This window comes from Enterococcus sp. AMC1252 (assembly GCF_058216515.1).
In genome coordinates this window covers 646,173-671,444 of sequence record NZ_CM177097.1, presented here as the reverse complement: position 1 = coordinate 671,444, position 25,272 = coordinate 646,173, and the positions used below count along the sequence as shown (strand labels likewise).

Genomic DNA, 25,272 nt, shown 5'->3' with positions numbered 1-25,272 from the left:
TTCCATCCTTTATTTCTAGGCTGGGACAGAAGTGTTTAACTCCGAGAACTAAGAAGGAGTTGCTTCTGATCCCACCGTTTATTCAGACTCATCCAGCATTTGATTAACGCCTAACACATTCACCCGTTGTGACGTGATCCCGCCGATTTTCATGCCGATAATGTTTTGTTTGATTATAGCACGGACATCCTCTTTTTTCATATTTCTGGCTGTAGCGATTCGCTCACTTTGAAAATAAGCCCCTTCAACTGAAATTTCAGGATCAACACCACTAGCTGAAGCAGTCACTAAATCAACGGGAATATCCTTTGCATCAATTTTTTCGACTCGTTTTTCAACACGTTCTTTTTGTTCTTCTGAAACAGGTGATAATTGACTCACCTCAGTTGGCCGTCCATGAAGATATCCTTCTCCAACAAATTCTTGTCCAATCAATTTAGATCCAATCACAACGGTTTTTCCAGCTTCTTGCTTTTTGACTAAACTGCCGTTGGCTTGAGCTGAAAAGACAACTTGTCCAACAAGTGTGACTGCAACTGTATAAACTACACCACACAGTAAAGTAAATACAAGGATACTTTTTAATGATGCAATCATAATTTTTTTCACTGTTCTTCTCTCCTAATCTAAAAGTGTAATGGGCTCGTTTAGTTCTGACAGAAAAATAGGAAAATCACAGTGTGGCGCTTTTAGCCACAATCAGATTTTATCTTTTTTCCGAAGAACTAGCCCATGAAACTGGATAATCTAAAAGTGTAATGGGCTCGTTTAGCTCTGACAGAAAAATAGGAAAATCACAGTGTGGGCTTTTAGCCACAATCAGATTTTATCTTTTTTCCGAAGAACTAGCCCATGAAACTGGATAATCTAAAAGTGTAATGGGCTCGTTTAGTTCTGACAGAAAAATAGGAAAATCACAGTGTGGCGCTTTTAGCCACAATCAGATTTTATCTTTTTTCCGAAAAACTAGCCCGTTATTTCGATAATTTAAACGTGTAATAACTCATAGTTTTTCTGGAGATCTTATATTTCAACGCAATTAATATAAAATCAATGTCAAGAAAATGTCGATCAATTTGATTGCGATAAATGGTGCCACGACACCACCCAATCCATATACCAATAAATTGTGGCGTAAAATCTGACTAGCTGGTTTTTCTTTATATGAAACGCCTTTTAGAGCCAATGGAATCAAGGCTACAATAATAAATGCATTATAGATGATCGCTGACAAGATCGCAGTAGTTGGGCTAGTTAACCTCATGATGTTCAACGCATCCAATGCAGGATAAATACTAAAAAACAACACTGGGATGATCGCAAAGTATTTTGCAATATCATTAGCAATACTAAAGGTAGTCAAAGCACCGCGCGTCATCAATAATTGTTTACCGATTTTTACGATGCTGATCAATTTGGTTGGACTTGAATCTAGATCGATCATATTCCCTGCTTCTTTGGCTGCTTGTGTACCTGTATTCATCGCCACCGCCACATCTGCTTGTGCTAAAGCTGGCGCATCATTAGTACCATCTCCAGTCATTGCAACAAGGTGCCCTTTTTCTTGATACTCACGAATCAAGCTCATTTTATTTTCTGGCGTTGCTTCTGCTAAGAAATCATCCACGCCGGCTTCTGCTGCAATTGCAGCTGCAGTCATCGGGTTATCTCCTGTGATCATAATAGTTTTGATTCCCATTTTACGCATATCATCGAATTTTTCTTTTACACCATTTTTCACGATATCTTTTAAATAGATCACGCCGAAAACTTGGTTGTTTTTAACTACTACTAACGGTGTTCCACCTTCATTGGCTACTCGTTGAACAATTGCATCACATTCTTCTGGATATAGACTACCGTTTTCTTCCACATAGTTCTTCATGGTATCTGCGGCGCCTTTACGGATTTCATCCCCTTGATAGTTGATACCGCTCATTCTTGTTTTTGCTGTAAATTCGATGAATTCGACTTCAACATCATTTAATTCTCGACCACGGATATCAAATTTCTCTTTCGCTAAAATTACGATACTCCGTCCCTCAGCTGTTTCATCCGCTAAAGAAGAAAGTTGAGCTGCATCTGCTAAGTCGTATTCTTTAACACCAGTCACTGGGATAAATTCGCTAGCACGGCGGTTTCCTAATGTTATGGTTCCTGTTTTATCCAATAACAAAATGTCGACATCGCCAGCCGCTTCGATTGCACGCCCACTCATTGCAATAACATTCTCTTTGTTCAAACGGCTCATTCCGGCTATCCCAATAGAAGAAACCAACGCTCCAATCGTAGTAGGTGCTAAACAAACAAGTAAAGCAATGATCACGGTTAGAGATAACGCTGAACCTGTCCCCACCAGCTCGCTTGAGAATTTCGTGAACGGTAGTAATGTTGCCGAAACGACTAAGAAAATAATCGTTAACATAATCAAAATAATTTGTAAGCCAATTTCATTCGGTGTTTTCTTCCGTTCTGTTCCTTCAACCATTGAAATCATTTTATCTAAGAAGGATTCACCATTTTCAGCGGTAACTTTAATCACAAGATAATCTGAAACAACCGTTGTCCCGCCTGTTACGGCACTGCGGTCTCCACCAGATTCACGAATCACTGGTGCTGATTCTCCTGTGATCGCACTTTCATCTACAGAAGCCGCTCCATCGATCACATCACCATCCATTGGGATTTGTTCATTAACAGCTACATAGACAAGATCACCTTTTTTCAGTTCGGACGATTTGATTTGTGTAAATTTTTGATTTTTTGCATCCTCTAAAGAATCAACTTTATGTGCAGTGACATCTTTTTTGGCTTGTTTTAAACTTTCTGCTTGCGCTTTTCCTCGTCCTTCCGCAATTGCTTCAGCAAAGTTAGCAAATAAAATCGTCAGCCATAAAATGATGGCAATCGCTAAAATAAAGAACGGGTTCGCATCTGTGTAGCCAAAAAATGTTAGAACATAAAGAATCGTTGTTAAAATTGCTCCTGTATAAACCACCAGCATCACTGGATTTTTAACTTGAATGTTTGGCACAAGTTTTTTAAAAGAAGATTTAAAAGCATCCATATAAACATTGCGCTTGTTTTGCGTATTTTTCAAAAGAATCCCCTTCTTTTACTTATTTTGTAATGAAATGTTCCGCAATTGGACCCAATGCCATTGCTGGTAAGAAGCTCAATGCCCCAATAACTAAAATCACAATGATCAGCATTGTCACAAATGTTGCATTGGTAGTTGAAAGTGTTCCTGAGCCAGTTGCCACGATTTTCTTTTTCCCTAAATTAGCAGCAAGATAAATGATTGCTAGCATTGGAATAAAACGAGAAAGAATCATAATCGTACCACCTAGCATATTCAAGAACGTTGTATCTGCCGCCAATCCTGCAAAGGCACTCCCATTGTTATTGGCCAGAGAAGAAAAACCATAGAGAACTTCTGAAAAGGCATGCGGACCTGTATTCGTCAACCAACTCATTGCTTGTGGATTTAAAATGAATAACATTGTCCCAAGTAATGTTAAAAGAAGCGGTGTTAAAATGACTAAACAAACCATCTTCATATCAAAAGGCTCGATTTTTTTCCCTAAATACTCTGGTGTCCGTCCAACAAGTAAACCTGCAATAAAAATCGCTAATAGAATAAACGCAATCATTCCATACAAGCCACTTCCTGTCCCACCAAAAATAATCTCACCTAGTTGCATCAAGAACATTGGAATCAGCCCACCTAAAGGCATAAAACTATCTAACATCGCATTGATTGAACCATTGGAAGCCGCTGTCGTACTAACCGCCCACAGACTAGACCAACCAATACCAAAACGCATTTCTTTTCCTTCTAAGTTCATTTGTCCAAGTACATGATTAAACTGCGGTCCGTAATATTCACTCAAAGTCACACCGATCATTGCAGCAATTAAAAAGCCAAGTGAAACGATCATGATCGTTCTGCCTTGTTTCCACTCTTTAACGTACAAGCCGAATGCTACAATCAAAGCAGCTGGGATCAATAAAATCGAAATGTTTTCCACAAAATTGCTGATCAAATTGGGATTTTCAAAAGGATACGTTGAGTTCCCACCATAAAAACCACCACCGTTAGTCCCTAATTGTTTGATTGCGACCTGGCTGGCAACAGTTCCTAAAGGTAAAAAGATTTTTTGTCCGAGCTCTAAACTTGTGGTTTCAACTGAACCAGCAAATGTTTGAACCACTCCTTGAGAAATCAAGATCAACGAAACAATAAATGAAAGTGGCAATAAAATATATAAAGTGATTCTTGTTAAATCTTGCCAGAAGTTTCCAATATATTTTGTTGTTCGGTTTGTAAAACCTCTTAATAAAACAAACAATACAGCAATTCCGACTGCCGCTGATACAAAGTTTTGGACAGTCAATCCGAAAGCTTGCGTAAAGATCGACAAAGTATCTTCTCCAGCATATGCCTGCCAGTTCGTATTCGTCACAAAACTTGCCGCCGTGTTAAATGCTAATGAAAAGCTAGTACCGGGAAGTTTTTCTGGATTTAACGGTAAAAACTGTTGTCCCATCATCATCGCTATTAACAATATCAAAGAGAAAACACTAAAAAACAACACACTAAAACTATATTGTTTTGCATTCATTTCTTTTTGGGCTGGTGTTCCTAAAAACTGATAAATTTTTTCTTCGATTGGATTGATGATTTTGGTCAATAGCGTTTTTTGACCTGTCATCACTTTATGAATATAAAAGCCTAGCGGAATCGCTAAACCGATCAATACAATAAAAAAGATAGCTTGTTGAATAAAAATAGCGCTCACTGTTGATCCCCCCAAAATAGTTCATAGAATAAATAAATTAGCAGTAATGCTGCAATAATTCCGGAAATAATCGTCATCAAAATTCCTCTCCTTCATTTGATAAAAGTATGATATCAAATTCCGTATAAAGATAGTGTTAAAGTTGAGGCTGTTTCTTTATACAATCTTTATACATGAAGAAAACGCCCCTAAAAAGTATTTTAGCGCAGCTTTTAGATCACTGACTTCCAGCATTTTTGTTATGCATAACAACTATCTACTAACTTCAAGTCATTAAAATAATAGAGTTTCACCCAATAAAGCGTATTTTAATTTGTCGCCTATCTTACAGTCTTGCGACTGAACGGAGGTGTCCTCTTTATGTTTTTAGCGTTTATCTGTCCACTTCTTGTAGGAATCTTGATTGCGTTATTTAAGCATTGGCTAAATAACAAATACAGGAAGTAACAGAAAATAAGGCGCCATTAGCCACAAAAAGCCCCTGGAGATCCGACTCTCCAAGGGCTTACTCTTTATGTTTTTTCTTAGCAACATCATTATATCATGAGACAATCCTTGATATCAAGAACAAAAAAGTATTTCTTACAATAGTTTTTCAATATCGCCGGCAATTTTTTCTGGTTCCACAGTCGATGCAAAACGTTTTACGACACGGCCCTCACGATCGACTAAAAACTTGGTAAAGTTCCATTTGATCGCTCCACCTAAAAGCCCACCTTTTTCACCTTTCAAAAAATCATACAATGGATCCGCATTCTCTCCATTCACATCGATTTTCCCAAACGTTTGAAAAGTCGTTTGATAGGTCAACTGACAAAAATCACTTATTTCTTGATTTGTTCCAGGCGCTTGATGCCCAAATTGATTACAAGGAAAATCTAAAATTTCTAACCCTTGCGTACGATATTTTTTATATAACTCTTCTAAGCCTTCATACTGAGGTGTAAACCCACAACCTGTCGCTGTATTTACGATCAAAAGCACTTTTCCTTGATACTCTTCCATTGAAACAGTCTCACCATTTGTCGTTTTCATTTGATAATTATAAATACTCATTTTGCTTCTTCCTCTCCAGTTTTCTGTCTAACTAAATACTAGCCAGTAGAAGGATTTCCGTCAAGGAAACGACCTTTGAGTGATCACAAAATCGGCGTCAATTCTAGTAGCACAATGCTATTTGTATCTAGCGTCACATAATAGTTAAAGTTCTGATCAACTTGCGTATCAAAGACTTTGATCTTTGGTCTCGTACTAGCGACAACATATTTTTGGGTCTCTAAATCAAGGGCTTCAGCATTACGAAACTCTTCATACGTGTAAAATAACGCTCCATTATGTCGATTAAAATCAATCTGTTTGATTTGATAATGTGCTGATTTAATCCCTGCTAATTCAATTTCAAAGGTCACTGCTTGACTCTCAAGAAATGCTTCTTCTGAAGAAAGATGGGGATCAAAATAATTTGCATTAAACAATAACAACTGATACTTCCCATCAATTGCGGTCAGCAGATAATCTTCGCCTTGCGCTAAAATCGTACCTCCCATCCTTCTAGCTAACCACAAACAAAAATAGACAGGTCTTTTCCCACTATAAAAATGAAATAGCTCCAAGCCATCATTTTTTAATGGTCGCTCTTGTGTTTGCTTCTCATATAACTCGATATTCAGCCAAAAACCAACTCCAGATACTAAAACATCCAACATCAAAAGCTCTTTTAAAATAATTGCACCTCTAAAGAAGGTTCCATTGCTATTTCTAGTCATTCCCGTCAATGTGTTCCATTCAGTAAGATAAAGCGGCAGCTTAATGTCATACTCTTTTAAAATATGCTTGATGTGTAAGGTTTTATTCAACACATATTGGTGATAATTTTTTAAATCTGGGAAGGTACTGTCTAAATTTTGAAACACATAATTAGGTTCGGCAGAAAAGGACAAAAATTCACAATTTGCCGCAATCGTCTCACAAAAAAATCGAGTTTGTTCAGGATTCTTTTGTTCAAAAAAAGGATCGGGCAACGGAATTTCTGCACCTATCGCTAGTTTAGGAGAAATCTCAAATAAGCTGTTTTTCACTTCTAAAAACACTGGATAATATTCAGCAAGGCTTTGACCTTTAAATAGACAATTTATCTTCCATTGCTCGGTCATTTTGGTGCCAAACTGATTTTGAACATGTTGAAAAAAATTGCGACAGATCTCTTTTACTCTAACACTTAACTGTTTAAATTCTACAAGTGACAATTGAAAAAAAATATCCAAATGAGCCTCTTCTAAAAATGTCAGAATACAGTCCCATTGTTCAAATGCAGGAAAAGAATTCATGGCGGCTTCTTGATGTATCTGCACGGATAAAGGAATTTGTGTAAACAACGATTGAATACTAATATACTTGATCCCAATTTGCTTTTTTATATCCAGAATTTCAGTTTGGATTTTTTTTGAAGCCAACATTTCCCATGAACCAACATGAATGATGATATCTTTTTTTAAATAGTCCGACTCAGAATGTTCTGTTGTGATGTGGAGCTGTTTCGTCTTCAACGATAGTTCTGAAGGCCGAGCTTCTTCTAATCCTGTTTGAATATAGCTGTATAAAGGAACTAAGATTTCTTTAATTTGAAGTTTGGTTGCTTTAACTTCATATTTGATTTTTGTAGGAGCCTTAGTCTGAGCTAAGTGGGATAAACGGTAACTTGTTGGAGAATCGTTAAATATTTTTTTAAAATGCTGACGGTAAGTTTTACTATTACTAAACCCATTGTCTAAAGCAATTTGCTCGATACTTTTTTTTGTATACAAAAGTTCTGATAAACTGTGTTTCACACAAATCGTACGAACATAATGAGAAAAATAATCCCCTGTTTCCCTCTTGAAAAATTTTGATAGAGACGATTCAGACATAAAAAATTGTTCTGCTGTATTAGATAATAAGATACCTTCGTGATAATGTTCTTCGATATACTCTAAAATCTCTCTTAATTTTTGATTATCAGAAAGATGGTACTCCGTAACTTCTTCTTTTTGAAAATGATGAACAAGCGACAAAATGATTTGAGTCAAAAATAAAGTGATTTTAAGTCTCTTTGATGGGTCATCGCTAAATTCGACTAAACATAATTCAGCAACTTGCCTTCTTAAAGCAGCGATTGCATGCATTTTTCCATGTTCTTTTTGAATAGGTCTACAATCAAAATGAGTATAGAAAAAAGCAGGAAATTGAGCAGCAAAGAACACGCTATTGATACTCAATTCTAAATAGGAGCAACTTTGTACCTTATCAGAGCTCAAAAGATAGTAATCCCCTGTATTGATAACGACTAATTCTCCTGGTCTTACTTGATCAGTCGCTTCATCTATTGTTATATACATGCTTCCTTTTAAGACAATCAAAATAGTTGTTTCTTTACAGAAAACACTTTCTTCTATTTCTAACTGCCGATAATTAATCTTATAATTTTCATTTACAATCATTTTCTTCCCTCTTTTTTTATCTTTTTCTTATTATAACACTCAAACAAGAAAATATCGTTCGTTAAATATACTTTTAATTTCCAAACCGCATAGTCTAAAAGTGACTTCTGAAATTTGGAAACTTCTAGCATTGTGAAGTTTTTAATTAAGCATAGAATATGTATTGTATTTGAAAGGAGCGTTTTAAATGGAGGATTTACGTACACAATTATTTATGAAACTTGAAGAAAAAGAAGCAGACATGATCGAGATTCGCCGACATTTTCATGAGAATCCAGAACTATCTTTTCATGAAACAGAAACAGCAAACTATATTGCAGATTTTTATGCTGGAAAAGACTGTACTATTCGAACAAAAGTTGGCGGTGGTAATGGTATTTTAGTCGACATTCACGGTGGAAAAAAAGGACCTGTTCTAGCGATTAGAGCAGACTTTGATGCTTTGCCGATCCAAGAAGATACAGGTCTTCCCTTCTCATCAAAAACAGCTGGTGTCATGCATGCTTGCGGACATGATGGACATACAGCATACATGATGATTTTAGCTGATTCACTGATTGAGTTAAAAGATCAATTAGCTGGAACGATTCGTGTGATCCATCAACCAGCAGAAGAAGTACCGCCTGGTGGTGCAAAAGGCATGATCGAAGCTGGCTGTTTAGATGGGGTGGATCATGTTTTGGGGATTCACGTAATGAGCTTGATGCCGCTTGGTGATGTCCTTTACCATCCAGGTCCTGTTCATACAGGTCGCGCAACATTCAAAGTCATCATGCAAGGAAGAGGAGGTCATGGTTCAACACCACAAGATGCTAATGATACGATTGTAGCGGCTTCTCAATTTGTGACAGCAGTCCAAACCATCGTTAGCCGTCGAATTGATCCATTTGATACCGCAACAGTTACGATTGGTTCATTTGATGGTAAAGGTTCTGCTAATGTCATCAAAGACTCGGTGACTCTTGAAGGTGACGTGCGGATTATGAAAGAAGAAACACGTGCGATCGTTGAAAAAGAATTTAAGCAAATTTTGGATGGTATCTGCCGAACATTTGGCATCAGCTATGAACTTGATTATGCCAATGATTATCCAGTTTGTGTCAATGATCAAAAAACCACCGAAATGGTCGCGAAAGCCTTATCTGAAGCTAAAATACCAGAAGTTAAGCAATTGATCGAATGTGGTCCACAAACTCCTTCTGAAGATTTTGCTTATTACGCGAAAGAACGTCCAAGTTGTTTCTTTTTCGTGGGTGCTCATAAAGAAGGAACACCAATGTATCCACATCATCATCCAAAATTTTATATTGATGAAGATTGTTTATTGATCGCTGCCAAATCAATGGGTGCAGCAGTTTTACATTATTTATTTGAAGGAGTTTAATCATGAAAGCAACAACACATACAGCAGCAAATGCTGCAACATATAAAGGAACAAACAAATTACTGATAGGAATCGTCTTAAGTGTTTTGACCTATTGGTTGTTTGCTCAATCTTTACTGAATATGGCGCCAGCTGTCCAAAGTGACTTAGGCGTGTCATCTGGCGTTTTAAACATAGGAATTTCCATGACAGGTTTATTCTCGGGTATCTTTATCGTTGTGGCTGGTGGCTTAGCGGATAAGCTAGGTAGAATGAAATTAACTTATATTGGACTTATTTTAAGTGTTATTGGTTCAGGAGCATTAGTGATTGCACACGGACCTGTTTTATTTATCGGCGGTCGAATTTTACAAGGATTATCAGCTGCTTGTATCATGCCTGCCACTATGGCATTAGTCAAAACCTATTATGATGGCAAAGATCGCCAACGTGCATTAAGTTATTGGTCAATTGGTTCTTGGGGTGGTTCTGGTTTATGTTCTTTCTTCGGTGGGGCCGTTGCCAGTTCTTTAGGATGGCGTTATGTCTTTATCTTTTCAATCATCGTTTCGATTTGTAGTGCATTATTAATTTTTGGTACACCAGAAAGTAAGGTCACCAGCGATAGTAATAGTAAATTCGATTCAATTGGCTTGCTTTTATTCATCGTTTCAATGGTTGCCTTAAACGTTGTCGTTTCTAAAGGATCCGAATTAGGTTGGACAAATCCGATCGTACTGATTTTAGCTGCAGTAGTCATCATTGGATTGGTTGTATTTTATAAAGTAGAACAAGCAAGCGATAATAGTTTCGTTGAGTTTTCTTTGTTTGAAAATCGCGGCTACCTTGGTGCAACGATTTCTAATTTCTTACTAAATGCTGTTGCCGGTACTTTAATCGTAATCAATACTTATGTCCAACAAGGACGTGGTCTTTCTTCCGCTAAAACAGGGATGTTATCGATTGGTTACTTATGTCTAGTATTAATTACGATTCGAATCGGTGAAAAGTTATTACAAACGATTGGTGCAAAAAAACCAATGTTATGGGGAACAATTCTTTCTGGTACAGGTGTTGGTTTGATGGCTTTAACAATGGTTACAGGATCTGCATACTTTGTATTAGTTTTTATTGGCTATAGTTTGTTTGGAATGGGTCTAGGAATGTATGCAACACCTTCCACAGATACAGCAATTTCCAGTGTACCAAATGAAAAAGCTGGTGTGGCTTCTGGAATTTATAAAATGGCCAGTTCTCTTGGCGGAGCATTAGGCGTGGCCATTTCAGCTGCTGTTTATAATGGATTTAGTGCTAGTGGAAATTATACACAAGGCGCAACATTTGGCTTACTGACAAATATTCTTTTCTGCGTTTTAGCCTTAGGTTCAATCGTATTCATTATCCCAAAAGAAAAACAAGTATAAGGAGAGAACATCTATGAATAATCAAGAAGCGTTAGATTTATTAAAAGAAGTCGTTCAAATCAAAAGTATTTTAGGAAAAGAAAAATTGGTTGCGGATAAACTACAAGCTCTATTTGAGAAATATGGTATCCCTTGCGAACAAGTAGAATATAGCGCTGGGCGAAATCAATTAGTTGCAACACTAACAGGAAATGAGGCAGGTCCTGTCTTAGGTTTTTCTGGACATATGGATGTCGTTCCTGTAGGCGAAATCCCTTGGGATGAAGATCCTTTTGCAGCAACTGAAAAAGATGGACTACTTTATGGTCGTGGAACTTGCGATATGAAATCTGGGCTGATTGCCGCTGTGGTTGCGATGATCCGGTTAAAAGAAACTGGCTCTAATTTCAAAGGAACAGTAAAACTGTTAGCTACTGTAGGTGAAGAAACTAGCGCGATTGGTTCTGGTCAATTAGTCGACAAAGGCTATGCAGATGATTTAGATGCATTAGTAATCGGTGAACCTACAAATGTTGAGATTGGTGTGGCTCACAAAGGGGCTTTATGGCCTCGCATCACAACTTACGGAAAAACAGCTCACGGCTCAATGCCAGACCAAGGTGTAAATGCAATTGAGCATATGCTTTTAGTTTTAAATGCCTTTAAAGAAACGTTTGATTTCTCTCAATCTGTAGACGAATTAGTGGGCGCATCGACTTCCAGCCTAGATATTATCAATGGCGGCAATGGAACGAACGTCGTTCCAGATAAATGTACAGTCGAAATCGATATTCGCACAATCAAAGCACAAGATCACTCTGAATTAAAGCAACAATTCAAAGACATGTTAGATAAATTAACAGCAACAGTACCAGATTTTAAAGCAGAGATCGAGTTCATCAATGATTTACCATCAATGAAAACTGAGCTTGATGACCCATTCACTGTCTTAACACAAAAAGTCGTTTCAGAGGTTACCGGTGAAACAGCGAATACATTCGGTATGACTGGTTATACCGACGGTTCTCAATTTGGACGTGTCAAAAAAGAGTTTCCAATTTTAATCTTAGGTCCAGGTGAAACAAAATATGCACATCAACCTAATGAGTTCGTTAATATTAATGATTTTTATCAAATGATTACGATTAATGAGAGGATTGCAAAAGAATTTTTAAACTAAACGAAAAAAGCCGAAATGAACATATTAACGTTCATTTTGGCTTTTTTCTAACTTCCGATGTTACTTCAAAGCTCAAATAGCTTTTTCGTCAATCTTTCCAACTCACCAGTTGCTGGAAACTGTGAAACTTTAATATTCAAACAGCTTTCAATCGGTACTAACATCACATGATTATAAATAATCACATCGATTCCTTCTTTTTTAGTATACTCTTCTGTAATTTTTTCATTAAAAATCCAAACAATATCAAAATTTCCAGGAATTCTTTTTTTTAAAAGCGCAATCAAATGCTGAACGTAACAAGCTTCTCCAGAAATACTTAAAAGAATCTTTTTATTATTTTCGATCGTCGTATCGATTAAATATGAACTAAAAAGCAAACTTAGGTTAGTTGCTACATCTTCTGGATACACCAATCGCGCATCGTGTGCTAATTGGACTTGTTTTAATTTAGTCAAACAAGATTGATAAATCTCCGGAAACTCTGTTTTTGCATACTGATTCAATTCAAATGAATTTCTTTGAAATAGCGGTGTCACTCTAGATAATAAGCTAATGTTTTCCAAGAATGAATTCACGCAATGATACATCTCTTCACTTTTTAAAGAATCAAGAGGAATCGTTCCTTCAAAATCAAAGATAGAATTATATTTGTTATCATAATTAGATTTCCGGGTCAAATTGATTGAATAAATTTCTCCTTCAGGAGGTAAATAAATCACACTCGCTAATGTTATTACATAAGCATAGACAAGCTCTTCATAAGGTAAGTTAACTATTGAAAAATACTTTTTCATCAATTGATCATAGATTTCAGAAAACACTTCAAAGCGTTCCGTCATAGGGTATTTTTGTTCAGGATTTTGTTTTTTTGGCATGTACAGATACTTGTTGACTCTTTGTAAAATCACATGATGCCATAACTTCGCCCGATTAGCATCAAGAGTCAAAACTCTTTGATACTTCTTCAAAAATGCTTCTTGAAATTCATAATAAAATTTTTGAACCATCGTATCTAAATGAATATCTTCTTCTCTCCAGCCTCGTTGACTCATATAATCGAAATAGAGATACCGAATATTTGCTTCGTCACCAACCAAAGCTAGAAAAGGCGATAATTGTAAGGTTAGGTTGTATCGTTCCAACACTTCAGTCAGACTAGGTAAATAACGTCTCAATGTACGTTCTGATAGCCAAATGCGCTCACACCAAGTTTCGATCGAATACTCTTCGCCATCTAAAAGAGCACTCAATAGTGTAAAGAGCGGCTGCTGGTCAATAATGTCTGATAAGACCTCTTCAATTGTGTAGGTGCTATCTCTATTAAAAATGATTGTTTCCTTTTTCACTTGTACAAACCCATCGATCACTGGGCTGTATTCTTGTAGCAGTGTTAGGTCACTTTTTAACGTCTTTTTGGTCACACCTAAGTTCGTTGCAACGTCTTCCATTGTCAATAAATCAGAAGTATCGGCCAAAAAATAAATCAAATGAATCAATCGTATTGCTTTTTTGTCAGTCACTAAATCTATATACAATTTCCGCATACTTTTCCCCCTTTAGTGTGCCGTTCATTTTACTCGCAATATTTAGTAACAGTATAGCATGTGCGCTTTAAAAAAACGCTTGATACGACTCTTTCCACTATAAAAGTGGTGCAAATAGTCCGCAGATTTTCCCTTTGATTTTTTTCCAAGTACCTCTTTGTGCTAATTCATGTACAGTTATTTTTTTGGCATTTATTTGGTCCTTTTTAAAATCATTTGTTAATGTTTGAATTGCTTGACCGCTATATAAAATAGCAGACACTTCATGATTGATGTCAAAACTACGAATATCAAAATTCGTTGAACCAATCGTAGCAACTTTATCATCAATAATCATTATTTTACAGTGTAAAAAGGCTGTAGTATCATACTTGTAAACATGAATCCCAGCACTAACTAGATCATCTAAGTAGAAATCATTTCCATAATAAGAAAGTTTCCGATCACCTTTTCCTGGGATAATTATCTCCACCTTGACTCCATTACGAGCTACTCTTCTTAGTAAAGCCAGCATTTCATCATCTGGAACAAAATAAGGACTTGCGATATAAATTTTTTCTGCCGCTGAATCGATCAAATTAAAAAGAACATCTCGAACAACTCGTTCTTGATCGTAAGGCCCTCCATAAACCACTTGTCCCTCATCATTTCCTACATCAATAATAGGAAAATAACTTTCTATCATAAACTCACTTGCATTTCCTGGGTGGTTTTTCATGTACAACCAATCATACAAGAAAGTCTCCTGAAGTTGTATGACTAACGGTCCTGTTACTTGCAAATGTGTATCCCGCCAATGAGAAAACCTCGATGTAATCCCTAAATATTCATTTCCAATATTTAAGCCTCCTGTGAATCCAACCTTTCCATCAATAACAATCACTTTTCTATGATTACGCCAATTCGCCCTAGCAATATGATAAAACGATCGAATCGGATTAAAAATTTCTACTTCTATCTGGGCCGCTTTCAAAGAATCCAAATACTCATCTGATAATTTTATTGAACCTAATCCATCAACAGCAAAACGTACCTGTACACCTTCAGAGGCCTTCCTTATCAAGATTTTTCTTAATGTATCAGCAAGCTCATCCTCTTTGATAATAAAATAAAACAAATGTATATGATGCTCCGCCTTATTTAATGCAGCGAAAATCGCAGTAAACGTCTCTTCCCCATCCGTTAGTACTTCAAACTGATTCCCACCTAACACCGCTTTTCCAGACAAACGTTCATTTTTTTCTTCTAAACTACTTAATGTTTCAAGATTCTTCGTATCTAAATTCTGAACGTAGTAACTCAATGCCTCTTGCTCTCTCTTTTGAACCGTATTGCTTTTTAGATTCTTGCGTCCAAAGAAAAGATATAAAAATAGTCCGACAATTGGAATAAAATACAACGTAAGAACCCAAGCAACTTTAACACTGGTTACATCAGTTCTTCTAAAGACGATGTAAATACTTAATAAAATGGACATCAGTTCAAATATTGTAAAAATAAACAAAATAAACTTCGGAAAAAATATGAAAACCACACCTAATGTGAATACTGTAACAAACAAAATAATACAAAACTGCCGCACTGTTCGATTCATGATTATCCCCTCTAAAAAAAAATATTTTATCAACATTATACAAAACATTGGATTTTTTTTATAAACAAAGACCATTTATTCATTATAATAGCGGATTAAAATATAATAATACAGGCGTTTTTTTCATTTTAAAGGAAAATATTGCCAGATATATCCCACATCTATCATTGGTCCCCTGTGGTTATTGATTTTTAACAGGAATAAAATATAATAATGTCAAAAAATGTCAATTCAATACTTTTTTTGCCATTCAATTTCATAACTTTCCATGATAAATTTGTGATATAGAGAACAAGAAAACTAAAATGGATGCTACTAAAAAAAATACATCCTATTTTCCTATTTTCCTATTTTTCCAGAGTTAAACAAACTCATTACGTTCTTATATTAAGGGAGGTTTAAACATGAAAATAGAGCAGTACTTTTCTTACGGATACCTTTTTGAAGCCGTGCTATTGAATAAACATGGTGAGACGATTGCAAAACAATTTGTTTCTATGGAATCAAATGAAGAGGTTGCAATGGAAAAAATCATTTGTCGTATTTCTTTGTTACAAGATTTTAAGTTACATCAAATCAAGTTGGTTGAAGAAGTTTGGATGGCCACAGAGTAAAAATTCATAAATACGAAAGGATGTTTCAGATGAATAAGAAAAGATTAGTTCACACATTTACAGAGTTGGTAAAAGTAGCTTCGGTTTCTCGTCAAGAAGGAGCTTTTGTCAGATTATTAAAAGATAAATTGACAGCATTAGGCTTAACGATCTATGAAGATGATTCCATGAAGACAACAAAACTTGGGGCAAATAATTTAATTGCTAAGTATACTGGAAACTTGCCTAAAGAACCAATCTTTTTCTCTTGTCATGTGGATACTGTAGAGCCTGGTGAAGACATTGAAGTAATCAATAAGAACGATATTCTTTATTCTAAAGGGGATACGATTTTAGCTGCAGACAATAAAGCTGGCATAGCGATTCTTTTGGAGATGATAGAGACCATTTTAGAAAATAATATTGAGACAGGTCCAATCGAGTTAGTTTTTTCTCCTGGTGAAGAAATAGGGTTGATCGGCGCAGCCGCCCTAGATATGTCATTGATCGATTCGACATTTGGATACGTATTTGATAATTCCGGTCTAGTTGGAAACGGAATTGTCGCAAGTCCTTTCCTGTACATGTTCGACATTGAAGTGACTGGAAAAGCAGCACACGCCGGTTTAGAACCAGAAAAAGGGATTTCAGCCTTTACGATTACTCAAGCAGCACTTGAAACAATTCCATTCGGCAGACTTGATGAACATACCACTTCAAACATCGGAAAAATTTCCGGCGGTGCTGGTGTCAATGTAGTGATGGAACATTTGACAATCAAAGGCGAAGTGCGATCCATCTCAGATGAAAAAGCACGTGACTTTCTTGCTTCACTAGAACAAGCATTTCAACAGGCTTCAATCCAATATGGAGGTGATTTTACCATTTCCATTGATCAAAAGGCAACAGGTTTTCATTTAACTGATAATTGTGATCCTGTAAAAATTGCTAAAGCTGCAACAAGTAAAATCAGTAGGACCTTTACTTCCGAAATTAGTGGCGGCGGCAGTGATGCCAATATCTTCAACGCATACGGTAAGCCGACAATGAATCTATCTATTGGATATGAAGAGATCCACACTGTCAACGAATACATCCCGATTGCTGAAATGCTAAAATCAGTTGAATTAGCTTTAGCTATTCTCGATGAACTACCGAACGTCGATCCTTCAAGAAGGTCTGTAAGATGACTATGCTAAGAAAAAGCCAAAATATCATTCTAATTATCCTTGCAGTCTTACTGCTGAGTATCTCAATCAATATGTTTTTAGGTCCTCACCATATAGCAGCCGGCGGCGTAAGTGGATTAGGTATTTTGGCAGAAGCTGCTTTTTCAATTGATCGATCGCTCATCGTACTGGCTTTAAATTGTTTGATGCTTCTTTTAACAATCATCTTTTTAGGTAAAAAAGTATTCTTCAATACACTATTCGGTAGCTTGTTATTCCCACTATTTTTAGCAGTTGTTCCTGAAATAATGGTTACCTCAGATCGTTTATTATCAGTTGTTTTTGGCAGTGCCATTTTTGGAATTGGTGTGGCAATTCTATATAAAATTGGTGCTTCTAGCGGCGGAACTACGATTCCTCCACTTATTTTACAAAAATATTGGCACATTAATACTTCAACAGGTCTATTAATAACCGATGCTTTTATTGTCTTACTAAATGTTTTCATCTTCGGTATTGAATCGTTTCTATTTGCTATATTATCAATCATTATCACGTCAATCGTCATGACGTATATTGAAACTGGCGTCAAACGAAGAAAATCTATTTTGATTTTCAGCCAAAATAAAACAAATGAGATCAAAACAGAACTACTGCAAACCGTTAATCGTGGTGTCACACTCTTCAATGTTACTGGTGGTAAAACCGAGCAAGAAAATCAAATGTTGATGATCGTTAGTTCCAACAATGAATATCCAGCAGTCATGCGGATTATTGATCAAATTGATCCAAAGTCATTTGTCATTGTTTCAAATGTCGCTGAAGTTCATGGTTTAGGCTTTACTTATCACCCTATTCAGTGATCTATTCTAAAAAATTATCAGAAAAAGGAGAGAGAAAATTATGAATTCTGTGTTAGCTTTTACAATTATTATGCTTGTTTGGACAATCAGTGATTATATTTCTAAAAAAACAAAGTCACTACTTTCAACTCTACTAATTGCCTCGTTGATCTTTTTGATTGGATTTAAGACAAATCTATTTCCAGAAGATTTACTTACTAGTTCATCGTTATTGGCCTTAGGAACAACTGTTGTTGGGTTTATCTTAGTCCATCTAGGAACAACGATCAGCTTAAAAGAATTTAAACAACAGTGGCGGACTTTTTTGATTGGCGTCGCCGCAACATTAGGAATCGTTGCAGCTTTACTTCTTGTTGGACCTTTATTTGAAAGTCAGAGTTATGCGATTGCAGCGATTGGTGCAATCTCTGGTGGTACAATTTCGATCATCATGGTTCAAGATGCAGCAATAGCTGCAGGTTTAGTATCAGTGGCTGTTTTACCCGTTTTGATTTCTGCATTTCAAGGATTGATTGGATTCCCTTTAACCTCATTGATTCTAAGAAAAGAAGCCAATCGCTTACATCAGGAATATCAAAGAAATCCGGATGTTTTTACTAATGCTGAAAAAATAGAGGACAAAGAAGAGAAGAAAACTCGGCTTCCTGAACTTTTCCAAACAACAGCTGGTACATTATTTATCGTTGGAGTAACTGTGTTACTAGCTACATTCGTTAATAACTTGACGAATGGCATGATCAATACCTTTATTCTCTGTTTATTATTTGGGATTGCGTTGAGAGAGCTGAATCTTTTTAAACCAAATATTTTGAATGGCATTGATGCGTACGGATTGATGATGTTGGCTATTTTAATTATTATTTTTGGTCCTTTAGCGACTATTTCTATTCATGATTTGATCGAATTGATTCTACCATTAACACTTTCATTTTTAGTTGGTGTTACAGGAAATATTTTATTTTCCGCTATTGCTGGTAAGTTTCTGGGGTATAGCTTATCAATGTCTATTGCGATTGGTTTGACTTCACTATATGGCTTTCCAGGTACAATGATTCTCAGCCAAGAAGCTGCAAAAAGTGTGAATGGAACCCCTGAGGAAATCGCATTGATTGAAGGTCAGATTCTACCTAAGATGGTGATTGCAGGTTTTTCTACAGTAACGATCACATCTGTTTTTATAACTGGGATTTTAGTTAATTTGATTGGTTAGCGTTAAAAACTAAACAAAGAAAAAAGTATGCCCTGTATAGAATTGGACATACTTTTTCTTTGTTCTTCTATATCATCTATTAGTCAATAATTTCTTTTAACTCAACAATTCCTTTATTGCTTTTTTCCCATCCATTCATCACCTTTTTATAACGATATCGAATAATCACTGCTGCTACTACACCGATAGTAGTCAAAATGATGTTCAATCCAAAAATCAGTGAAACATTGACCTTTTCTAATTGTCCAGTAATAAAAGGAATAACCATCACCGAAACGGATGTTGCAATGGAATAATAACTCGTGATCCGACCCTTTCCATTTGAAAACAACTCCAATAACACTGCTAAGCCTAATTGCCAAATTCCTCCAGCCGCAAAAACTCCGATACCGATCGACCCAATTAAAAACATCGGTACACTTGGAAACAATGTCATTCCAATCAGTAAAAGCAATGAAACAAACGTACACCAAACAAGTAATAACGTCGGCGCAACCCCTCGTTTTACAATCAATGACGTTAAAAACACGGATGCAAATGAACCAATACTATATGCACTAACCAAAACCAGACTATTTGAATGATTCATAAGATTTAATGATTCTGCAAAAGACGGAACCCATAAAATAAAAATATTAAACGTGGAGACACAAGTAAAGCTAAAAACTAATAATGCCAGCCCTTCAACTTTAAATAGCGGTCGTTTCGCCTGATCATCCACCTCATCTTTGTCTACGTGTGTTATACACTCCTTTACTTGCACTCTTTCTGGAAATCTAAGTTTAGAAATGTACAGTAAATTAAGAAATAAACCTACAGCACAACCGATAAAAACAAGCCCGTAATAAATCCCATGGTTTAACATAAACCGTGTCAGCAAAGGTAAAATAAATTGTCCTAAAGAAATAAAGGCTTTATTCAGTACGCTAAGAGAGCTATTATCTTTTTCGTTTGGATAAGCTTCCATTAGGGTTGGATAAGTACTTGTATCCAAAAAAGCATTACTAAAGCCAGCAAACAGAGCAAAAAAGAGACCTTGCATGTAATTTTGACTAACCAAGATTCCTAAGAAAAAAATTAAATAGCTAATGATTCCTAGTTGTACCGTTTTTTTACGGCCAAACTTATCTGAAAAATAACCAGCAAAGTACAAAATCAGCACTCGTCCCAAACCAATGCCACTAATAACTAAAGTCACCTGTTGTACAGTAGCTTGCCAGTTGTCCATTAAGGCATTAAGGTTTTGAGATAAAATGATTGCCGCCATACCTTGAAAAATAAAATTCGTATATAAAGAGCCGATCAAAGAGGTGTATTTTTTTTTCGTTGTTTCCATTTCCATTGCCATTCTCCTAGCTGTTTAAGTTTAAACTTGCTCAGTATTTCACTATATATAGTTTAAGAAGAATCGTCTATAATATCTAATGCTTTATTTTTATGTAATCAATAAATGAAATTTATAAATTGTTTGTTATAAACAGCTTCCTATACTTTTAAAGTAATTATCCTATTATTACTTACACCTCGTTACAAGTCAACAGTTTATTTTTTTCATTCTAAATAATTAAAATAAGCTGCAAACGAATTTTTTTCATTCGTTTACAGCTTATCTTTTAATAAAGATAACTCAAATCGCTAGAGACAGTTGGATACAACATAATCATTTCGCTGACTTGTTCCGAGAGTACTTTTTGGTTGATCATCAGGGTAAATAAATTGATGAGTTCATCTGCCTCATTTCCTATAACTGTTGCTCCAACTAGTAGACCCGATTCTTTTTCAGTAATGACTTTCGCTCTCACTAAGGTTTCATTGACACGTTTATATGTAAACCAATGTGTTAAATCTAGATCTTGAACTTTATACTTTCCACTTTCCAAATTATCCTCATCTGTTAAACCAACTTGAGCCAGTTTAGGTGAGCTAAAAATAATCGTAGGTAAAGCAGGATATTTAATGCTGATCTGCGATTTTTCATTAAAAAGTTTGGCAAGATATTTTCCTTCAAAACTAGAAACGGGGGTTAACTTCGGTTTATCTTTTTGGATGCAATCTCCGAGTGCGTAAATATTTTCTATTGATGTTTGTAAGTATTCATTTACACTAATACCTTTGGGCGTAAAACCAACACCTATTTTTTCCAAATTTAGATCTTCAACATTAGGAATCCGACCAGTTGCACAGAATACTCGGTCTACCAATACGCTCCCTTGACTAGTCAAAGAAACCTCAAACTGTCCGTTCACTTGGGTAATCGATTCAGCAGATTCATTAAAATGAAAATGAATGCCTCTAACTTTAAGATTTTCAATTAACGCTTTAGTGAACTCATCGTCAAATCCTTTCAATGGTCTTTTATTATGATGTAATAAATGAACCTCACTACCACAACTGTTAGCAATATTAGCAAGTTCAAGAGAAATGTACCCACCACCAACAAATACGATTTTTTTAGGCAATTCCTTCATATTTAGAAAATCAGTACTCGTACCAAAATGTTCTTTCCCAGGAATATCTAAAATTGCTGGTCTTTGACCTGTAGCTAAAATAAATTTGTCAGACCAATAATCTTGATGAGCTACTGTGATCGTATGTTTGTCTTTAAACCTAGCTTTTCCGATAATAGTCTGAACTCCTGCACTCGTTAATCCTGTTTTTTGTTCAATCGGTACTGGTTTGGTAAACTCCTCTTTAAAAGCCATTAAGTCACCCCAATTTATTTCTGGGACTGCATCAAACCCTATGTGCTTCAATTGTAATAGATTATCCCTAGCTTCCACTGCACCATAAAGAACTTTTTTAGGATCACACCCTCGATTAGGGCATGTCCCACCCCAAAGATCTTTTTCCACTACGGCAACTTTTGTTCCATTGGCAGCTAAGTCATATGCCGCTGCCATCCCGCCAGGCCCACTCCCAATAATGATCACATCATACTTCTCCACTGTAACATCCTCCTTTACTTTTCAACTTGGTGAGGTTTTATTAATTATGGATCTCATAGCACAATACAGATTTATTATAACAAGGGTTTAGAAATAATACATCGGATTGCCGCTTCAACATTTGTAAAAAAAACCTGAAGTATATTTATCTTCAAGTTTTTCCACATTCTTTATTAACATGGAACCTCTTGTGGTTTTAATGAAACTGCATCCCACCATCAACAATAATCGTTTGACCTGTAATATAATCCGAGTCTTTCCCCGCCAAAAAAGATACGACATTTGCCACTTCTTCGGGTTCAGATAATCGTCTTAACGTGATATCCTTGGCGAACTGCTGCATTCCCCATTCATCATTTTTCCCTGCATTTTCACCAACATCATGAGCAATATCCAACATCATTTCTGTCCGAACGATCCCTGGTGCATAAGCATTGACTGTAATCCCTTCATCAGCAAGATCTCTTGCAGCTGTTTGTGTGATACCACGAATCGCAAATTTTGTTCCACTATAAACACTTAAATTAGGATTTCCAACTACGCCAGCTTGTGAAGTAGCATTAATGACCTTACCGCCATGCCCTAATTTTTTCCAAACTTCATGAGCAGCTTGAATTCCCCACAAAACACCCCCCACATTTACTCTAAAGACTTCATCGAACTGTTCTTGTGTGATTGTATCGATTGGTGTAATTGGTCCAATACCAGCATTATTTATGATAACATCAAAATCACCAAATACTTCTACTGTCTTTTCTACAGCTGAAAAGACTTCTTCCCGTTTAGCTACATCTGCTTGAATCGTCAATAATTGATCTGAGTCAGTATCCAGTTTTTCGATGGCTTCGTTTAAATGTTGCAGATTACGACCAACAATACTTACCTTAAATCCATCTTCAATCAATCTTTTTGCAACAGCTAATCCGATTCCACGGCTACCTCCAGTGATCAAAGCTACTTTTTGAGTCATATCAGATCCTCCTTGAGTTTAACATTCGTTTTTGATGATTTATCAAACTTCATAATAAGTCTACAGACAAAAGAACAAAAAGTAAAAAGTGCTGTTTGTTTTCATAGAGCAATTTTTTATGCAAAAAAGATCATTTAGCGACCATATTGGCTTCACTAAATGACTTCATAACCCTTACCTCTATTTATAACTTTTTGATAACCATCAAACCATCCGCTTATTTCAACAAAAACATTGAATAACCAAAAGGACAAGTTCCTGTAGTCATTCAATGTTTTTGCTTTAATCAACTGTTGTAAAAGGAAGTCTTTCATTTGAAAAGTAAGAATGATTTAGATATAAAATTCTTTTACTTTTCTGTAAAGTGATGGGCTCAAGTGAGAAGTGAAAATAGCTATCAATCGAATTTTTATTGAATAGTTTCTTCATTCCTGCCTCTGTGTATTCTAGTTTCAATTGTTTTTTGTCGTCAGCAATTTTTTTATAGAGAGGATTTTCTTGCTGTAATTTACTGATATCTTCTGCAGGAATTTTTTGTTTATCCAAGTGAACCTGTACTTTCGTTTGTTTTCCATCGTAAATGTTCACTCCCGCAGCTTTCCATTTCCCAGTATAAACAAGTGTATAACCAGATACTCCTTGATAGCTTGCAATTTCAGCAGACCAAGAATCACCTTTACTTGACAAAACCATTCCCATACCAGTATTTTCCCAGGTTCCACTAATTTTAGATGATAATGGGTAGGTCAAATAATATCCAACAGCAATAAAAGCAACAAGTATACCTAATAAAGTAAGTGATAGATAAAAAAGTCGTGATCTTACAGTCACCTCTTCAAATGACTCGCCTTCCAAACTCCGTTCGTTCTCTTGATCAGTATCCGATTTGCTTTTAGCTTCTTTTATACTACTAGTCTCGTTTTTTGCTGGATTGTGAAGATTGGCTAGTTGATTTTCGTTTGGGTTTACCGGATCCATTTCTTGGTTCCTTTCTTTTAAGGTTAGGTGTTTTGCGTTTTACATTCCCGTTTTCTTTTTTTCGACGTTGTTTTTTCTTTCTTTTTCTTGATGAAACAATTAGTAGGATAATGATTGTAATCAATAAAATAATAACCCCAATCACACCATAAATAATGTATTTCATATAATCTTTTTCTAAGTCAACCGCTTTTTCATTCAATTCTCTTGCTTCTTTTTCACTGATCGTAAACTCTTGCTTAAATTCCCAACTTTGACCTGTGACTTCTGATTTTGCAGTCATTTCTAGTTGATAGCCTCCCGCTTCAAAAGGTTTATTTCCCCATGAAATCGGATAATCGAAGTTGGTATTAGGCGCTATTCGGTAGTCGTTGACCTTATGTTCATGAAGTACTTCTGTGCTATTTTTTTTCATGATTTTTGCATCATATGTTACTTTATCAATAATAGTCGGTGTCGGATTTTGTAAATTGACTTTCACTGCATTTCTTCCTACTACTTGAGAGGCAGAAACTTTCTTTACTTTCAAATCTGATTTTGGAAGCTTTTCACTTTCTCTCAATCTTAATGCAATCGTATATGCATATTTGTTTGAGATACTGAAACCACCGTCTCCTTTATCATCTTGAGCATCACCTTTTTTCTCTTCTTCCGCATCGGTCACCCTAATGCCTCCAAATATAATCCCATCGAACGGGGTTGTTGGAATAGTCAAATTGATTTTAATATCTGCTTCACTTTTTGCAGGTATACTTACAAACTCATCCGTTTTTGCAATATCTGACAAAGGTAACTTCATACTTTCATCCCGTTTAGACGCATCCAAAGAATAGACAAACGATCCACTCGCACCTGTATAAGCAGGATTTATTTCAATTTTCGCAGTTGTTTCTTTTTCACTCATATTATAGACTTTCAAAATTAACTCCTGCGTCTGACCTGGTTTTACATCTAAATCATAATATCCTGCGTCTTTTGTCAGCTGATTTTCCGGCATTTCTGCTTTAACAGACAAATTAGATTCTTCTCCTTCGGCCTGGACACTCACCGGAGAAAAAAGGCTAGCCACAATTAGTAGACAAAATAAAAAAAAGCTTTTCTTCAATAAAGAAATATGTATTTTTAGCATTATTACTTTCCTCTCTGTTGCATAGTTTACAAATGAAAAAGTGGTACAAA

Annotated in this window: 21 protein-coding genes; 8 read left to right on the top strand and 13 right to left on the bottom strand. The window is 35.9% G+C overall.

The genetic code is table 11. The features are described 5' to 3' along the window. Window positions 1-78: 78 nt before the first annotated feature. From AC4BB5_RS03000 to kdpF, 4 genes are all read right to left on the bottom strand, one after another. On the bottom strand, window positions 79-609 hold the full coding sequence (locus tag AC4BB5_RS03000) for a potassium-transporting ATPase subunit C (protein ID WP_490457939.1): 531 nt from the start codon (window positions 607-609) through the stop codon (window positions 79-81). A gap of 430 nt (window positions 610-1,039) precedes the next feature. Further along, window positions 1,040-3,100, bottom strand: coding sequence for a potassium-transporting ATPase subunit KdpB (gene kdpB / locus AC4BB5_RS02995; protein ID WP_490457938.1), 2,061 nt, complete (start codon window positions 3,098-3,100; stop codon window positions 1,040-1,042). A 19-nt stretch (window positions 3,101-3,119) separates the two neighbouring features. After that, on the bottom strand, window positions 3,120-4,802 hold the full coding sequence (kdpA, locus tag AC4BB5_RS02990; RefSeq protein WP_490457937.1) for a potassium-transporting ATPase subunit KdpA: 1,683 nt from the start codon (window positions 4,800-4,802) through the stop codon (window positions 3,120-3,122). After that, window positions 4,799-4,879 (bottom strand): K(+)-transporting ATPase subunit F, encoded by an 81-nt coding sequence (gene kdpF, locus AC4BB5_RS02985; RefSeq protein ID WP_069635352.1) that lies wholly within the window; start codon window positions 4,877-4,879, stop codon window positions 4,799-4,801. The genes kdpA and kdpF overlap by 4 nt, the downstream gene beginning before the upstream one ends. Before the next feature lie 283 nt (window positions 4,880-5,162). Between kdpF and AC4BB5_RS02980 the strand changes: the two genes are divergently transcribed. Further along, the gene (locus tag AC4BB5_RS02980) at window positions 5,163-5,249 is read left to right on the top strand and encodes a type I toxin-antitoxin system Fst family toxin (protein WP_490459020.1); all 87 of its coding nucleotides are present in this window, start codon (window positions 5,163-5,165) and stop codon (window positions 5,247-5,249) included. A gap of 135 nt (window positions 5,250-5,384) precedes the next feature. Here the strand turns inward: AC4BB5_RS02980 and AC4BB5_RS02975 are convergent, their stop codons facing one another. Beyond that, window positions 5,385-5,858 (bottom strand): glutathione peroxidase, encoded by a 474-nt coding sequence (locus AC4BB5_RS02975; protein WP_490457936.1) that lies wholly within the window; start codon window positions 5,856-5,858, stop codon window positions 5,385-5,387. A gap of 83 nt (window positions 5,859-5,941) precedes the next feature. Then, a complete protein-coding gene (locus AC4BB5_RS02970) occupies window positions 5,942-8,278 on the bottom strand; it encodes a helix-turn-helix domain-containing protein (RefSeq protein ID WP_490457935.1) in 2,337 nt (778 codons plus the stop codon). 187 nt (window positions 8,279-8,465) lie between these two features. Here AC4BB5_RS02970 and AC4BB5_RS02965 point away from each other — a divergent pair, with 187 nt between their 5' ends. From AC4BB5_RS02965 to AC4BB5_RS02955, 3 genes are read left to right on the top strand one after another with little or no spacing between them, the layout of a single operon-like run. After that, the gene (locus tag AC4BB5_RS02965) at window positions 8,466-9,662 is read left to right on the top strand and encodes a M20 family metallopeptidase (RefSeq protein WP_490457934.1); all 1,197 of its coding nucleotides are present in this window, start codon (window positions 8,466-8,468) and stop codon (window positions 9,660-9,662) included. Window positions 9,663-9,664: 2 nt separating this feature from the next. After that, window positions 9,665-11,065 (top strand): MFS transporter, encoded by a 1,401-nt coding sequence (locus AC4BB5_RS02960; protein WP_490457933.1) that lies wholly within the window; start codon window positions 9,665-9,667, stop codon window positions 11,063-11,065. Between the two features lie 13 nt (window positions 11,066-11,078). After that, a complete protein-coding gene (locus tag AC4BB5_RS02955; protein ID WP_490457932.1) occupies window positions 11,079-12,224 on the top strand; it encodes an ArgE/DapE family deacylase in 1,146 nt (381 codons plus the stop codon). 65 nt (window positions 12,225-12,289) lie between these two features. Here the strand turns inward: AC4BB5_RS02955 and AC4BB5_RS02950 are convergent, their stop codons facing one another. Both AC4BB5_RS02950 and cls read right to left on the bottom strand, forming a co-directional pair. Then, window positions 12,290-13,771, bottom strand: a complete 1,482-nt coding sequence (locus AC4BB5_RS02950; protein WP_490457931.1) for an AcpB/EbpR/MafR family transcriptional regulator — start codon at window positions 13,769-13,771, stop codon at window positions 12,290-12,292. Window positions 13,772-13,868: 97 nt separating this feature from the next. Then, the gene (gene cls / locus AC4BB5_RS02945; RefSeq protein WP_490457930.1) at window positions 13,869-15,365 is read right to left on the bottom strand and encodes a cardiolipin synthase; all 1,497 of its coding nucleotides are present in this window, start codon (window positions 15,363-15,365) and stop codon (window positions 13,869-13,871) included. A gap of 404 nt (window positions 15,366-15,769) precedes the next feature. Here cls and AC4BB5_RS02940 point away from each other — a divergent pair, with 404 nt between their 5' ends. From AC4BB5_RS02940 to AC4BB5_RS02925, 4 genes are read left to right on the top strand one after another with little or no spacing between them, the layout of a single operon-like run. Next, window positions 15,770-15,979, top strand: a complete 210-nt coding sequence (locus tag AC4BB5_RS02940) for a hypothetical protein (RefSeq protein WP_490457929.1) — start codon at window positions 15,770-15,772, stop codon at window positions 15,977-15,979. 29 nt (window positions 15,980-16,008) lie between these two features. After that, window positions 16,009-17,148, top strand: a complete 1,140-nt coding sequence (locus tag AC4BB5_RS02935) for a M20/M25/M40 family metallo-hydrolase (RefSeq protein ID WP_490457928.1) — start codon at window positions 16,009-16,011, stop codon at window positions 17,146-17,148. Next, complete coding sequence (locus AC4BB5_RS02930; protein ID WP_490457927.1) at window positions 17,145-17,990, top strand: YitT family protein; 846 nt, start codon at window positions 17,145-17,147, stop codon at window positions 17,988-17,990. Before AC4BB5_RS02935 ends, AC4BB5_RS02930 begins: the two co-directional genes overlap by 4 nt. A gap of 40 nt (window positions 17,991-18,030) precedes the next feature. After that, window positions 18,031-19,200: a hypothetical protein gene (locus AC4BB5_RS02925; protein WP_490457926.1), complete on the top strand. Its 1,170-nt coding sequence runs from the start codon at window positions 18,031-18,033 to the stop codon at window positions 19,198-19,200. 79 nt (window positions 19,201-19,279) lie between these two features. Here the strand turns inward: AC4BB5_RS02925 and AC4BB5_RS02920 are convergent, their stop codons facing one another. The 5 genes from AC4BB5_RS02920 to AC4BB5_RS02900 form a co-directional block, all read right to left on the bottom strand. Then, window positions 19,280-20,536 carry an MFS transporter gene (locus tag AC4BB5_RS02920; RefSeq protein ID WP_490459019.1) on the bottom strand — a complete coding sequence of 419 codons (1,257 nt, stop codon included), beginning with the start codon at window positions 20,534-20,536 and terminating at the stop codon, window positions 19,280-19,282. 277 nt (window positions 20,537-20,813) lie between these two features. Then, window positions 20,814-22,145 carry a dihydrolipoyl dehydrogenase family protein gene (locus AC4BB5_RS02915; protein WP_490457925.1) on the bottom strand — a complete coding sequence of 444 codons (1,332 nt, stop codon included), beginning with the start codon at window positions 22,143-22,145 and terminating at the stop codon, window positions 20,814-20,816. A 196-nt stretch (window positions 22,146-22,341) separates the two neighbouring features. Then, entirely contained in the window at window positions 22,342-23,115 is a 774-nt protein-coding gene (locus AC4BB5_RS02910) for a (S)-acetoin forming diacetyl reductase (protein WP_490457924.1), read from the bottom strand. Between the two features lie 282 nt (window positions 23,116-23,397). Continuing rightward, the gene (locus tag AC4BB5_RS02905; protein ID WP_490457923.1) at window positions 23,398-24,093 is read right to left on the bottom strand and encodes a hypothetical protein; all 696 of its coding nucleotides are present in this window, start codon (window positions 24,091-24,093) and stop codon (window positions 23,398-23,400) included. Further along, window positions 24,026-25,108 carry a WxLIP family cell surface protein gene (locus tag AC4BB5_RS02900; protein WP_490457922.1) on the bottom strand — a complete coding sequence of 361 codons (1,083 nt, stop codon included), beginning with the start codon at window positions 25,106-25,108 and terminating at the stop codon, window positions 24,026-24,028. The genes AC4BB5_RS02905 and AC4BB5_RS02900 overlap by 68 nt, the downstream gene beginning before the upstream one ends. Window positions 25,109-25,272: the final 164 nt, after the last annotated feature.